Below are 13,423 nucleotides of genomic sequence, written 5' to 3' on the forward strand. Positions count from 1 at the left end.
GGTTCAGATGTGGGAAACGGGATCGGTGGAAAGATTCCATTGCCTTGAAATCGAGGATGGGTTGCGGTGAGAAGCAGGACGAAGCCCTGGAAGCCGCCGGGTAAAGACTGCGGCTTGTGCGGCGAAAAGACGTGCCGTGAGTTCATAAGTCTTGTGAAGAAGGGAATCAAGAAGCCCGAGGCGTGCGTCTTCTTCACAGGCCGGGTGGAGGAGGATTCAGGAATTCCGAAGGACTTGAAGAAATCTTCAGCTCATAATGTAGACTTTCTGGGGGGAACATACGATTTTGTCCTGAAGGCCTTGCCGAACGAGGTTTCCGCCCGTAAAATCGTCATGCCCTTCCGGCCCGATCTCGTCGAGAAATGGAAGATCAAGGAGGGGGACTGCGTGGTCGGGAGACCCATGAGCGCCGGGTGCCCCGTGCAGCATGTCCTTCAGGTCATCAAGGCCAGCAAGGTGACGGGGGTTCTCGACACGTGGTGCGTGGGACCGAGGTTCTCCCGGGGCATGAAGGTTCATGATGTGGAAGCTTACGTCATGCTCGGCTTCGAGGGCATCGCAGAGGTTGTGGGCCGGCCACCCGAATTCGGCAGGCGGCAGCGGTTTCTCCCGGGCTTCTGCATGATGAACATCGCGCATACGGGCGTCGTCAACATGCTCCTGAACAAGTCATTCGGCCTCCATGTGAGGCTGGAAGACATCCGGTTTCTTTGAGGAACGGTCTTATGAACGTACTGGTGACGGGAGCGGCGGGTTATATCGGGAGCAATCTCATCGTGTCGCTCTGTGGAACATCCCAATGTGCCCGTGTGTTGGCGGTGGACAATTTCTTCTCCACGGGAAAGGCCCTTTTCGAATCGACGCTGGCGCGCCTCGATCCGAAGAAATGCTCGTTCCACGAAGCGGATTTCTTCGACCTGGAAACGATGGTCCCACTGCTCGAGCAGACCGATGTGATGGTGCACCTGGCAGAAGAGAAGGAAAAGAAAGTGTACTCGGAGGGGACCGCCATTACGAAGAAGCAGGTCGCCCGCTGGCAGAAAAACGTCGAGGGCTATCGTAGGCTTATGGAAGCCTCCGTCATGTGCGGCGTGAAGCGGGTCGTCCTCGGTTCGTGGGCGGGGGTTTATGTGGCGGCCGCCCGGAACCACTTCTCCGAGAGCGATCCCCTGGTTCCCATCAACCAGTATTACCATCAGAAAATCTCGCAGGAATATTACAGCAAGGTGTTTGCGAACGAGTATCTCCTGGATACGGTTACCCTGAGAATTTCCAATGTCTATGGGGTGGGTCCGGAGCCCCGGCGATGGCGAGTCGAGGGCGATCCCGGCGTCATACCTGTCATGGTGGCGAGTGCCCTCAAGGGAGGGGAGGTTGTCGTTCACAACAAGGGCCTGCAAAAGAGAAACTTTGTCTATGTGGGTGATGTCGTCGACGCTCTGGTGAAGGCGGTCCTGTTCAGGGGAAGCCTGTCCGGCAACACATTCAATATCTGTGCGGACGAAGACATACGGATCATCGATGTCGCCCGGCAAATCGTCTCCGTCTGCGGGGCGACGATCCGCCACCTGGACATGAAATGGCAAAAGAACATCGTCCAGCATCCGATTTCCAATACCCGCGCCGGGAAGGTCCTTGGATTCCGGTCCACCGGGAATATGCAGGAGAAGCTGGAGGACATGATTGAAGCAGTAAGAACTGTGGGTTGCGAGTCATGATCATCAAGAAAATCTCAGTTTATCCCGGATTTGACAAGAACGGGGAAAAAGAAGGCTTCGAAGAGCTGAAGATCGTGCCGGGCAACACGGTGTCCATCGTCGGACCCACGGGCAGCGGCAAATCCTCCCTGGTCAACGACATTGAGATGCTCACGCAGGACGACACCGTCACGGGGAGGAGGATCTTCATCAACGGGAAGATTCCCCCTGCTTCCTTCCGTCAGGATCCGTCCCGGAACCCGATTGTCCTGATTACGCAGCACACGAATTTCCTGGCCGATCTGCCGATTGACGAGTTCCTCCGGGTCCATGCAAAGGCCCGGAACATCGGAATCGAAGGGACGGTCGAAAGGACGATCTACCTGACGAACAAGCTGACCGGTGAAAAAGTGCACGAAAAGATGCGCATGACGTCCCTGTCGGGAGGCCAGACCCGGGCTCTCATGATCGCCGATGCAATCGTGATCGGCCAAGCGCCGATCGTCCTTTTGGACGAGATCGAAAACGCCGGGATCTTCAAGAAGGAAGCGATGGAGATGGTGCGGTCAGAGGGGAAGATCATTCTCTTCGTCACCCATGATCCCGTCGTTGCCCTTTTGTGCGACATCCGGCTGGTCATGAAGAACGGGGGCATCGTCAAGATCCACAGGACCACAGAACTGGAAAGAAAGGCCCGCAAGAGGATCATCGAGCAGGATATCCTGCTGAGCGTGGTCCGAGAAAGGGTCCGAAGAGGGGAAGTCATCTCTTTTTAAGGGGATCGTCATGAAGCTGATGAATTTCGCGGGACCGCCCTCCGCCGGAAAGACAGCGGTGATCAAGAATATAATCCGGAAACTGTATCCGCGGGTCAAGATAGCCTACCTGAAGATCGATGTTGTCATGGCGTTTGAGAAAGAGGAGCTGCAGAGGGAGTTCGCAGACCTGCCGATCCAGATCGTCTACGCGGGCGACCTGTGTCCGGATCATGCCAGCGTCATGGTGATGAAAGACGCAATCCACTGGGCCACCCGGGAGGGGAGCGATCTGCTGATTGTCGAGAGCGCCGGGCTGTGTCTCCGCTGCTCCCCTTACCTGAACCAGGGGCTGGGAGTCATCGTCTTGAGCATGCTGGGGGGAATGAACTCTCCCCTGAAGATGGGGCCGATGGTCAGCCTTGCCGACGTTGCCGTTGTTACGAAGATCGACCTGATCAGCCAGGCGGAGAGGGAGGTATTCCGGGAGAAGATAAGGGAGGTCAGCCGGTCGATCCGGATTTACGAAGTGAACGCCTTGCAGGGGACAGGCACATCGAGACTGCTCACGGAGATGGACGGAATGAAGGACATCGACCCCAGTTCGCTGCAGTTGAAGGGGGTTCCGCCGCTGGGGGTCTGTACAATCTGTATTGGCAAGAAAGACATCGGATGGGACAACCATTTCGGTGTGATCCGCAAACTGGAAGGGGCCGATTATTTGTATCGGGGGGAGTAAACGAGCACAGGGGATGGTCCAAACTTCAGGAGGTGCCGAGATGAAGACAGGTAAATTCTGTGACATTGCGGATGATTTTGTTCATGGGGAGAACTTCTGTTGCGGATCCTTTGTTCGGATCGAAGAGAAAGTAGTGGTCGGTGACAACGTCTGCATCGAAGACTATGCCGTGCTGAAATCGGGCACTCGGCTGGGCGACAATGCCTCGGTGGGTGAATATTCGATGCTGCTTTCGGGCAGTCGTATCGGAAACGGGACGAAGATCGGTACGTACACGAAAGTGGGAAAGAATGCGGTTATCGGTGACAACTGTAAGTTCACGTCATTCTGCGAAATCCGCGACAATTGCATTCTCGGCAACAACGTTTCCATGGGAAGCCGCGGCACGCTCTCTGCGGGCACTCGCATCGAGAACGACGTTATCATGAAGTACAGCTTTGTCGTGACGGATACGCCGATCCTGGGACGTGAGAAGGACAAACAAGTCGGCATCCTCAAGCGCGGATCCCGTTTCGGTGCCAACGTGACGATCATGCCGGGGGTCAACATCGGTGAAAATGCGGAGATCGGGGCCTGTTCCCAGGTACGAAACGATGTACCGGACGGTGAGGTGTGGTACGGAAACCCGGCCCGCTTCTTCAAAAAGCAGAAGTAGAAGGCATTAAAGAATTCCTGGATTGAATCGGTAAATCTATCTTGAAAAGGTGCGGAGGCCACCGATGAGTCGGACGGAGTTGATCGCGGAAGTGGGATCCAACTACGATGGTCGTCTTGAGACCGCCATCGAGTACATCCGGGCGGCGAAAGCCTGTGGGGCGAATGGCATCAAGTTCCAGACGCTCCGCAAGGAAAAGCTCGTAGCCCCAAAACTTTGGTCCGGCGGTGTTGCCGAGGAAAATCCGGTCTATCGGCAGTTCAGCAATCTTGCCCTTCCCGATGACTGGCATCGGGCGCTCAAAGAGGAAGCGCATACGCAGGGCATCGAGTTTCTATCCACGCCGTTCTACCTGGAAGCCGTGGACCTGCTGGAGTCGGTCGGCGTCGGGACGTACAAAATCGCCTCCGGGGATATCACCTTCAGGCCTCTCCTGGAGGCGGTAGGACGAACGGGTAAGAGGGTTATCCTCTCCACCGGCGGCAGTTCCCTGCAAGATGTAGAGAAGGCCCTGGGCGTTCTGAAACGGGCGGGTGCGGGTCCGATCGTCCTTCTGCACTGCGTCAGCAATTATCCTCCCCAGTGGGGGGAGATGAACCTCAGGGCCCTGGTGACACTGAAAGAGGCTTTCGGTTTGCCCGTCGGCATCTCCGACCACACGCCGGGAAGCCTGGTTCCCATCGCCGCCGTTACCCTCGGGGCGACGGTTGTGGAAAAACATGTCACTTTCGATCGGTCCCTGCCGGGTCCGGATCATCCTTTCGCCATGACCATGGAGGAATTCGGCGAAATGGCCCGCCAGGTGCGGTGCCTCGAGGAAGCCCTTGGTACGGGCGGCAAGGAGCCTGCGCCGTCGGAGCTGGCAAAACAGCACCGTATGCGCCGGGGGGTTTACGATCCGGTTACCTTTGTCCCGACCGATGACGAGGACGGGGCCTGGCTTCGCCCGGTACCCGAGGGGCAGCCGGTGAACCGGTGTTGAGAAGGAGCGTCTGTAGATGAAGAAGGCAAGAGACGCGAAACGAGTCGCCATCATTGAGGCCCGGATGAAGTCCACCCGTCTTCCAGGGAAGGTGCTCCGCCCAATCATGGGCAGACCCATGCTGGATCTTCTCGTCGAGCGGCTGCAGCAGGCACGGAACCTTGACCAGATTGTTGTGGCCACGACGGACAGTGATGCGGACGAGCCCATCGAGGCCCTGGCGCAGCAGCTCGGGATCGGCTGCCACCGAGGCAGCGAGGAGGATGTGCTGGACAGGGTTCTCACCGCCGCCCGGCGCTTCGAGGCGGATGTCATCGTGGAGGTGACGGCGGACTGTCCGCTCATCGAGGCATCGAAGGTCGACGACATGTTGCGCTCCTATCAATACATGGACGTGGACTTCATGGGGAACCGGCTGGACGGCACCTATCCGGTGGGCTTGGGGATGCGCATCTTTTCGAGGGATGTTCTGGAAAGGATCGATAGCCTGACCCGGGACCCGGTGGATCGCGAACATGTCACGCTCTATGTCTGGGAACACCCGGACATCTTCTCCATCTACCACTTCCAGAACAACCTGGACCGGCGATACTGGGATATCCGCCTGACGGTGGATACGAAAGAGGACTTCGCGTTCATCGAGACCGTCTTCGAGGAGCTATATCCCCTCAATCCCCGTTTCGGCCTCTACGACATCATCGATCTGCTGGAACGAAGGCCCGAACTGATGGATATCAACCGCCATGTCCGGCAGAAACCGGTTCGATGATTCGATGGGCCTGACGGGGCGGAAAAGGACTTATTCCGGATGCAGTTGTCGGCGGTTGTAATTGGATTGGGCCGGATCGGCCAGGGATACGACTACGATCTTCAGGGCGACCGGGTGATAGCTACCCATGCAACCGCATATATGAAGCACCCGGGATATCGACTTCTGGCTGCCGTTGATCCGGATCCGTTGCAGAGGATTCGGTTCGAGGAAAAATTCCAATGCCCCGCTTATGCCGACCTGCCGTCCCTGATGGAAAGCCATGAACCTGATGTCATCTCCCTGGCCGTGCCGTCAGGCATCCACTGCGATGTTTTCCGGGAGGCCGTCCGTTTCCGACCCCGTGCCATTCTCTGTGAGAAGCCCATTGCCCTGTCATCCGCCGATGGACTGCGGATGCAAGCCCTGGCGGATGAGGTGGGGTGTGTTCTGGCGGTCAACTATATGCGGCGTTTCGAGCCGGCAGGTGCAGCCCTGAAAGGGCGAATCGAAAGCGGGCAGTTCGGCTCCATTTTCAAGGGCGTGGCCTGGTATGCAAAGGGACTCTTCAACAACGGTTCGCACTTCATCGACCTCCTTCGTTTCTGGCTGGGGGAGGTCACGGATGCAGACGTTATCCGGCCGGGCAGGCTCCGAGATGATCATGATCCGGAACCGGATGTCTGCCTGCACTTTGGGGAGATACCCGTATATCTTCTCGCCGGCCGGGATGAGCATTACTCTATCGGCGGGATTGACCTTTACGGAACCGGCGGAATGATCCGCTATGCCGAGGGCGGGAACACGATCGAACTGCGACGGACCGAGCCGTCTCCTTTATTTTCGGGCTATACGATCCTGGACCCGAATGCCGAAATCATTTCCACGGACCTCAAAAGGTATCAGTGGTACGTCCTGGAGGGGCTTTACAACCACCTGACACGGAATGAAAAGCTCCCTTCAGACGGTGTGAGCGCCACGGAAACCCTTGCAGTTATTGAGAAAATAGCGGACCAGCGAAACTGGAGGCGGCATGCGTGAACTGGCGCTTTTCGGGGGGCCAAAGACGATCTCCCATCCCTTTTCCCCCTATCGATCGATTGGGTCGGAAGAGGAGGAAGCCGTCCGGTCTGTCGTGGAATCAGGGATTTTGTCCCGCTTTCTGGGTACCTGGTCTCCCGATTTCTATGGTGGCGAAAGGGTGCAGGCTCTGGAGAGGGCCTGGGAAAAGCACTTTTCGGTCCGGCATGCCGTAACCGTCAATTCAGCTACATCCGGACTCATTGCTGCCGTTGGCGCCGTCGGCGTGGAGCCCGGCGATGAAGTCATCGTGAGCCCCTGGACGATGTCCGCCTCCGCCACGGCGATCCTCATCTGGAACGCCATTCCCGTTTTCGCGGATATCGAAGAGGAGACATACAACCTGGACCCGGTTTCCATCGAGAAGAACATCACCCCGCGAACCCGGGCCATCATGGTCCCCGACATCTTCGGTCATCCCGCGGATCTGGATGCGATAATGAAGATCGCCGACAGGCACGGCCTGAAAGTCATCGAAGATGCCGCCCAGGCGCCCGGCGCCCTCTATAAGGGGCGATTTGCAGGAACGGTCGCCCATGTCGGTGTCTTCAGCCTGAACTACCACAAGCATATCCACACCGGTGAAGGGGGAGTCTGCGTTACCGACAATCCGGTGCTGGCGGAGCGCCTCCAGCTCATTCGCAACCACGCGGAGGCGGTGGCCGGGGACAAGGGTGTCGAGGATTTCTCCAACTTGATCGGATTCAACTTTCGGATGACCGAGATAGAAGCGGCGATCGGCATCGAGCAGTTGAAAAAACTGCCCGCGCTGAGCACGCGCCGGATCGCGGTAGCGGAGAGGTTCACGGAAGGCCTCAAAGACCTCAAGGGGTTGAGAACGCCTGTTGTCAAGGCGGATTGCACCCATGTCTATTATGTCTATCCGCTTGTTTACAGAAGGGAAGACACGGGAGTCTGCCGATCCCGGGTCTTCGAGGCGCTGCGCGCGGAAGGCGTCCCCGTCGGGGACCGCTATGTCAATCTTCACCTGCTGCCGCTTTACCAGAAGAAGATCGCTTACGGGACGAAGGGATTTCCCTGGACCGCCGGCTTCTATGACGGAAATGTGTCCTACGACAAGGGCATCTGTCCGGTGGCGGAGGGCCTTCAGGACGAACGGCACCTGGGGATCGGGCTGTGCGTTAACGAATACGGCAATGAAGATGTGGACCTGATCATCGAGGCGTTTCACAAGGTGTGGCATCATTTGGATCGTTTGGAGCGTGACTGAGCCGATGAAAGCCTCCATCGCAGGCAAACCGGCAGCAGTCGATGTCCTGGTCTATGTCGAAGACCCCGGGGCAGCCAATTATTGCCTGGACCTCCCTGGAGCCCTGGAACGCAAGGGATTGCGAACCCGGCTCCTGTCGGAGGGATATGCATTGCCCTACCTTCTTTCAAGGGGTAGCCGTGTCGAAGCGATCCAACAACCGGCTTCGGCCCGGGAGATCCTGGATGAGGCATGCCCTCGTCTGCTGGTTGTCGGGACATCGGACAACCCCGACTCGTTCGGGTTTGAATTGACCTCCGAGGCCTGTTCCCGCGGATTGGCGAATGTTGCTGTCATCGACGCCTTCGGAAACTCGGATAAAAGGTTCCGGGGCCGAACGGATGAGCCTTTGCACCATGCACCGGACTGGCTCGTGGTTCCCGACATCTGGACAAAAGAAGCCTATGTCGCGCTTGGATTTCCGGAAGGAAGGATTGCCGTTTGCGGCCATCCTCACTATGACCGTGTTCTCCGTCAGGCTGAACTTTTAGAGGCGAAGGACAGGCGGCAGCAGAGGAGAAGCCTGTTTCATAACGAGCATGACGAGAGGCCGGTATGTATCTTCGGGGCGGAGATATCGGTGGGCCGGAGCGGACCGCGTCAGCGTTCACCGGAATATACCCTGGCGGGCAGAGGCGAGAGACACGGACGCACCGAGATTGTCCTGGAGGAGTTCCTGGACGCAGTATCTCTCCTGGAGCGGAAACCGTACCTCATCCTCCGCCTGCATCCGAAGAATACACTGGAAGAATTGGCGCCTTACCTCTCCTCATTTGACCAGATCAGCAAGAACGAACCATCCATCGAGATCGTTCATGCAGCCGATTTTATCGTCGGAATGACCTCCATACTCCTTGTGGAGGCAGCCATCATGGGAAGGCCCACGTTATCCATTGTCCCGCGGTTCGTCGAAACGAAGTCCCTGGCCACAATACGATGCGGCCTCACGATCAGTGTGACAACGAGGGAAAAACTCAGGGCGGTTTTGCCGGTTTTTCTCGAGAATAGACTGCGGACATCCCCGGACAGGATTTCGGAATTTATCCGGCCCGGATCCCTGGAGCGTACGGTGGGCTTTTTCGAAAGCCTTCTGGCTCATCGCCCGGCTGAAAAGGACGCTTAATTGTGGCACAGACCCCGGTCATTGAGACAAGCAGGCTGCGTCTGATGCCCTTCTCCGAGGAGTACCTGACTCCCCGCTACGCAGGCTGGCTGAACGATCCGGAAGTGGTTCGTTACAGTGAGCAGCGACACCGAGTCCACAGTCTGGAGACTTGTCGCCGGTATTTCGAGTCCTTCACGGGCACGCCCCATTTCTTCTGGGCAATGGTGGTCAAGGATGCCCCCCCGGGACATATCGGGAACCTGAACGCCCATGTCAATCCGGAGAACCGGATCGCCGACGTCGGGATCCTGATCGGGGAGAGATCTGTGTGGAAAAAGGGCTATGGTCTCGAGGCCTGGAGGGCTGTCTGCGGCTATCTGCTGGGGGGGGCGGGAATGCGCAAAGTCACCGCGGGTGCGATGGCGGCCAACACGGCCATGGTGCGTATCATGCGAAACTCCGGCATGATGGAAGACGGCCGTCGTATTCGTCATTATCTTCTTGATGGCAGAGAAGTGGATATTGTCCATGCCGCTCTGTTCCGAAAGCAGTCCTGAGTCTTTCCATCCAAATGCGTTGATCCGGTTTCATGTCTCTCCATCGATCCAACCTATTCCAAAGGGCTTCTGACTTTTCGCGTTTTGCTGTCCGGCAGATTCGGGATAACCGGCCTGATGAGCGGGAACGGAAATTCATGGACCACAACCGCAAGGTCTGGGGATCGAACCTCTGCAATCCCGCTTCCGGAGAAATCCTGATCGAGACCACCAGCATGGCCAGCAGCATTATCGCCTTCAGTTACCTGGCCAATGTGCTTGCCAAAAAACACGGTGCTAAAATCGTTGCTTACTTATTGAGCAACGGGGGCCTCCGGTCTAGGCTTTCGAACCGGAAACTGAAGAGACTCTACAAGTCGTTCAACACGCGGGACTTCATATCCTGCCTGCTCTCTTCCCGGCAGCGGGAGGAAGCGGAGCGGCTTTTCCAGGACATCTACCCCTTGCTCAGGACGAAGAGAGACGTGGAGGATCTGCGTGTGGAGGGCCTGTGGATCGGCGATCTCCTCTATGATTCGCACTGCATGAACTATAAAGTGCCCACGATCACTCTCTATGACGTCCGTTTCGGGGAGTCCCTGAAGAATGCTCTTTCGTCCTATGTTTTCTGGCGTGACTACTTTAACGCTCATCCAGTCCGGTCGGTCATCGTGAGTCACACGGTCTATATCCAGTCGGGTGTCGTCACGCGGCTGGCGATCCGGAAGGGCATCCCGGTATACCAGATCAACGCAACTCATCTGCATTATCTCACGGAGAAGAATCTCTGGGCCTATAACGAATTTTTCTACTATCCGGAACAGTTCCGGGAGCTGCCAATGGAGGAGAGGGAGAGAGGGCTGGAGATTGCCAGGGAAAGGATCGGGAAGCGCTTATCCGGGGAAGTGGGTGTGGACATGCCTTATTCCAGCAAGACCGCTTACGGCCGGATCGGGGAGACAAAGGTTCTGCGGGAAAGTTCACGGATCAAGATCCTTGTCGCCACCCACTGCTTCTTCGATAACCCTCATCCCTACGGCGTCAACCTGTTTCCCGATTTCTACGAGTGGTTACATTTCCTGGGAGAGATATCGAAGCAGACCGACTACGACTGGTACATCAAGACGCATCCGGACTTCCTGCCGGGGAACATCCCGATTATCGAGGAATTCATCCGCAAATACCCGAAGTTCACTATGATTCCCTCCGACACCTCTCATCTGCAACTCAAGAAGGAGGGAATCGATTTCGGCCTTACGGTTTACGGCACGATCGGATTCGAATATGCAGCCCTGGGAATTTCCGTCATCAATGCCTCTTTATGCAACCCCCGCATCCGGTATAACTTCAACGTCCACCCGCAGTCGATTGATGAATACAGGAATATCATCTTTAATCTGTCTGCACAGAAGCTGGATATCGACCTCAATGAGGTATACGAGTATTACTTTATGGCTTTTGTCCATAACGTAAATGACTGGCTGTACAGGGATTATGACGGATTCATCAGGCGCATCGGGGGATACTACAAGCAATACGATCCTGTCAGTTACCAAGTCTTCCGGGATGAATTTTCAGAGGAAAGACATCGGCAGATATTGTCCATCATTCACCGTTTCGTTGATTCCGGAGAATATAATCTGCGACGGAAATTTCTGGATCAGGCCGCATGACACACCATTATCTTTCCTCTGCGTTTCAAAGACGGACGGAAGAAGAAATCGATTTTCTCAAATCAATCAATACCGTCTCCGGTTTTCTTCTATTCTGGATCGATATTGTCAGACCTTTATTATGTCATATTGATGCGCGGCACTTGCTGGAGATTGGTGCTGATCTTGGTACACATACCAGACTGCTCGCTTGTTACTGTAATTCGGTCAACGGCACGCTGACCGTTATCGAACCCTTTGTTAAGACAGAACTAAACGAATTCATTGGTAGATCTGGAAATGTAAAGCTAGTGGAAGCGAAGAGCCGGGATGCCCTTCCCATTTTGGAAGGACCGGTTGACGCTGTGCTTCTGGAGGGGGATCTTAATTATCACACTGTATACGGTGATTTATCGGGCATAGCTGACATGGCTGAGCGTTGCCAGACGCCCTTTCCAATTGTCTTCTTAAGGGCTACAGGATGGCCGTATGCAAGACGTGACATGTATTATGACCCGGATGGACTGCCGGAGCATGCAGTTCATGCTTTTCGATACTGCGGCATGACGCACTGGTCACCGGACCTCGTGCAGGACATGATCAACCAGCCCTTTGCAAACGCGGAGAAAGAAGGGGGGGTACGCAACGGAGTGTTGACGGCGGTGGAGGATTTTGTTCGTGATACATCACTCGCGTTGCGCCTGTTCACCTTGCCCGTCCACAATGGTCTCAGCATTGTCTATTCGCAAGGGTCAACGGCGGACACATTTATCCGGGATCGGATCGCTTCCGCGCCTCTTCTTGTCAGACTGCTGGAAACCGTTGAAGTGGCAAGGCTCAACAGTATAATAAAGCATCTGGAATCTCTGCAGGCTGAACATCTTGCTGCTGCAACTGTCCGTTCTCGGATCGAAAGAAAGCTCCATCGTATCATAGAACGCTTCTTCACCATGATAAAGAAGAGACATTCCCAATTATGACGAGGAGTTGGCAACGCAAAGCATATGAGTCTAAAATCAATTCTGGTTCGATCTGCTAAACATTATCTTCCTGCTGGTGTCTATGGGGAATTGCGAACGTTGTACCGAACGATATCGGGACAATCGGATATATCCACCTCGCCTCCGGATCAGCTTGTTGAATGGGGGAGGTATCTCCAGGATCCCCGAATGGACCCTCGGCTGGCGGATATGTTGAGAGACTTCATCGATCGGCAGGAAGCGGCCACTACGTCCAAATACTGGTCTGTCCTGTGCAGGAAAAACGTAGCCCAGCTCCTGGAGACGGGCTATGAGAACTTCAAGCAGACGGTGGCCCTGAACTATTTCACCTGGATTGTCGGGAAGGATGATCCACAATTCCTGTTTCTCAAGAGCCATCTGCCACAGGATGCCGTGACTGAGGCCGAGAAAAGGGCTGCAGCATCGAGGCAACATGCCTTCATGACGAAGGAACAGTCCGAGTTTTACAATCTGATGACCTATCTTCTGTGGGAATATGCTGCCGGTGAGGTGGGAGCGAATCTCCTTAACCGTCTCGAGGAGCCGGTCGAGGGGAATCCCCCGTCTGTCATGCTTGATGGGCGGAACATATCGCAGGATCTGGCCAATTCGGTCTTGGAATATGATTCCGTAATCCGTGGACTGAGCGATGTCAAACAAGTCCGGTCGATCATTGAGCTGGGAGGGGGATACGGGCGAACCGCTTACGCATTTCTCAGTCTGCTGCCCAGTGTCCGGTACTTCATGGTCGACATTCCACCGGCGCTTTACATTGCGGAACGGTATCTGACGAGACAGTTTCCGGACCGGAAGATCTTCCCGTACCGGTCATTCAAGGACTTCCGGGACGTGGACGCTGAATTCCGGGAGGCCCAGATCGCCTTCCTGATGCCCGAGCAGCTCGACCTCCTGCCGGACCGGAGCGTTGATCTCTTCCTTGCCGTGGACTGCCTTCATGAGATGCGGCCCGAGCAGATTATGCGGTACTACAGGACCATAGACCGTATTGCGGATTGTCTGTATCAGAAGTGCTGGAAAAAGACGAAGATTCCCTATGACGATATCGCCCTGACCGAGGAGGATTATCCCTTTTTCCCCAACTGGCGGAATCTTTTCTTCCGTGACTGCCGGGTCCAGTCCACCTACTTTGAAGCCCTGTTCCGGATCGATCACCCCTGATGATATCCCAAATGAAAACTCGAA

The 13,423-nt window shown here is 55.8% G+C and carries 14 protein-coding genes; all 14 read left to right on the forward strand.

The features are described from left to right. Positions 1 to 66 precede the first annotated feature (66 nt). The 14 genes from PLO63_02060 (at position 67) to PLO63_02125 (ending at position 13,399) form a co-directional block, all read left to right on the forward strand. Positions 67 to 714 (forward strand): (Fe-S)-binding protein, encoded by a 648-nt coding sequence (locus tag PLO63_02060; GenBank protein ID HOI72907.1) that lies wholly within the window; start codon positions 67 to 69, stop codon positions 712 to 714. Positions 715 to 725: 11 nt separating this feature from the next. Further along, positions 726 to 1,718, forward strand: coding sequence for an NAD-dependent epimerase/dehydratase family protein (locus PLO63_02065; GenBank protein HOI72908.1), 993 nt, complete (start codon positions 726 to 728; stop codon positions 1,716 to 1,718). Next, on the forward strand, positions 1,715 to 2,473 hold the full coding sequence (locus PLO63_02070; GenBank protein ID HOI72909.1) for an ATP-binding cassette domain-containing protein: 759 nt from the start codon (positions 1,715 to 1,717) through the stop codon (positions 2,471 to 2,473). Before PLO63_02065 ends, PLO63_02070 begins: the two co-directional genes overlap by 4 nt. A 10-nt stretch (positions 2,474 to 2,483) precedes the next feature. Beyond that, the gene (locus tag PLO63_02075) at positions 2,484 to 3,191 is read left to right on the forward strand and encodes a GTP-binding protein (GenBank protein ID HOI72910.1); all 708 of its coding nucleotides are present in this window, start codon (positions 2,484 to 2,486) and stop codon (positions 3,189 to 3,191) included. A 40-nt stretch (positions 3,192 to 3,231) separates the two neighbouring features. Further along, the gene (locus PLO63_02080) at positions 3,232 to 3,846 is read left to right on the forward strand and encodes a DapH/DapD/GlmU-related protein (protein ID HOI72911.1); all 615 of its coding nucleotides are present in this window, start codon (positions 3,232 to 3,234) and stop codon (positions 3,844 to 3,846) included. A 64-nt stretch (positions 3,847 to 3,910) separates the two neighbouring features. Further along, positions 3,911 to 4,828, forward strand: a complete 918-nt coding sequence (locus PLO63_02085; protein ID HOI72912.1) for an N-acetylneuraminate synthase family protein — start codon at positions 3,911 to 3,913, stop codon at positions 4,826 to 4,828. Between the two features lie 16 nt (positions 4,829 to 4,844). Continuing rightward, entirely contained in the window at positions 4,845 to 5,597 is a 753-nt protein-coding gene (locus PLO63_02090) for a glycosyltransferase family protein (protein HOI72913.1), read from the forward strand. A gap of 39 nt (positions 5,598 to 5,636) precedes the next feature. Next, the gene (locus tag PLO63_02095; GenBank protein HOI72914.1) at positions 5,637 to 6,617 is read left to right on the forward strand and encodes a Gfo/Idh/MocA family oxidoreductase; all 981 of its coding nucleotides are present in this window, start codon (positions 5,637 to 5,639) and stop codon (positions 6,615 to 6,617) included. After that, positions 6,610 to 7,887 carry a DegT/DnrJ/EryC1/StrS family aminotransferase gene (locus PLO63_02100; protein HOI72915.1) on the forward strand — a complete coding sequence of 426 codons (1,278 nt, stop codon included), beginning with the start codon at positions 6,610 to 6,612 and terminating at the stop codon, positions 7,885 to 7,887. Before PLO63_02095 ends, PLO63_02100 begins: the two co-directional genes overlap by 8 nt. 4 nt (positions 7,888 to 7,891) lie before the next feature. Further along, positions 7,892 to 9,049, forward strand: coding sequence for a hypothetical protein (locus tag PLO63_02105; GenBank protein ID HOI72916.1), 1,158 nt, complete (start codon positions 7,892 to 7,894; stop codon positions 9,047 to 9,049). A 2-nt stretch (positions 9,050 to 9,051) separates the two neighbouring features. Next, complete coding sequence (locus PLO63_02110) at positions 9,052 to 9,588, forward strand: GNAT family N-acetyltransferase (GenBank protein HOI72917.1); 537 nt, start codon at positions 9,052 to 9,054, stop codon at positions 9,586 to 9,588. A 137-nt stretch (positions 9,589 to 9,725) separates the two neighbouring features. Then, entirely contained in the window at positions 9,726 to 11,240 is a 1,515-nt protein-coding gene (locus PLO63_02115) for a hypothetical protein (GenBank protein HOI72918.1), read from the forward strand. Beyond that, the gene (locus PLO63_02120) at positions 11,237 to 12,199 is read left to right on the forward strand and encodes a class I SAM-dependent methyltransferase (GenBank protein ID HOI72919.1); all 963 of its coding nucleotides are present in this window, start codon (positions 11,237 to 11,239) and stop codon (positions 12,197 to 12,199) included. Before PLO63_02115 ends, PLO63_02120 begins: the two co-directional genes overlap by 4 nt. Positions 12,200 to 12,388: 189 nt before the next feature. Further along, positions 12,389 to 13,399 carry a putative sugar O-methyltransferase gene (locus tag PLO63_02125; protein HOI72920.1) on the forward strand — a complete coding sequence of 337 codons (1,011 nt, stop codon included), beginning with the start codon at positions 12,389 to 12,391 and terminating at the stop codon, positions 13,397 to 13,399. The last annotated feature ends 24 nt before the right edge of the window (positions 13,400 to 13,423 follow it).

The organism is Syntrophales bacterium (genome assembly GCA_035363115.1).
Lineage (GTDB): Bacteria > Desulfobacterota > Syntrophia > Syntrophales > PHBD01 > PHBD01.

Excerpts from the sequence above, each read along its gene's own strand:
- PLO63_02090 (HOI72913.1), top strand. The coding sequence starts at position 4,845 with ATGAAGAAGGCAAGAGACGCGAAACGAGTCGCCATCATTGAGGCCCGG.
- PLO63_02085 (HOI72912.1), top strand. The coding sequence starts at position 3,911 with ATGAGTCGGACGGAGTTGATCGCGGAAGTGGGATCCAACTACGATGGT.
- PLO63_02115 (HOI72918.1), top strand. The coding sequence starts at position 9,726 with ATGGACCACAACCGCAAGGTCTGGGGATCGAACCTCTGCAATCCCGCT.
- PLO63_02105 (HOI72916.1), top strand. The coding sequence starts at position 7,892 with ATGAAAGCCTCCATCGCAGGCAAACCGGCAGCAGTCGATGTCCTGGTC.
- PLO63_02100 (HOI72915.1), top strand. The coding sequence starts at position 6,610 with ATGCGTGAACTGGCGCTTTTCGGGGGGCCAAAGACGATCTCCCATCCC.
- PLO63_02095 (HOI72914.1), top strand. The coding sequence starts at position 5,637 with ATGCAGTTGTCGGCGGTTGTAATTGGATTGGGCCGGATCGGCCAGGGA.
- PLO63_02075 (HOI72910.1), top strand. The coding sequence starts at position 2,484 with ATGAAGCTGATGAATTTCGCGGGACCGCCCTCCGCCGGAAAGACAGCG.
- PLO63_02080 (HOI72911.1), top strand. The coding sequence starts at position 3,232 with ATGAAGACAGGTAAATTCTGTGACATTGCGGATGATTTTGTTCATGGG.
- PLO63_02070 (HOI72909.1), top strand. The coding sequence starts at position 1,715 with ATGATCATCAAGAAAATCTCAGTTTATCCCGGATTTGACAAGAACGGG.
- PLO63_02065 (HOI72908.1), top strand. The coding sequence starts at position 726 with ATGAACGTACTGGTGACGGGAGCGGCGGGTTATATCGGGAGCAATCTC.
- PLO63_02125 (HOI72920.1), top strand. The coding sequence starts at position 12,389 with ATGGACCCTCGGCTGGCGGATATGTTGAGAGACTTCATCGATCGGCAG.
- PLO63_02120 (HOI72919.1), top strand. The coding sequence starts at position 11,237 with ATGACACACCATTATCTTTCCTCTGCGTTTCAAAGACGGACGGAAGAA.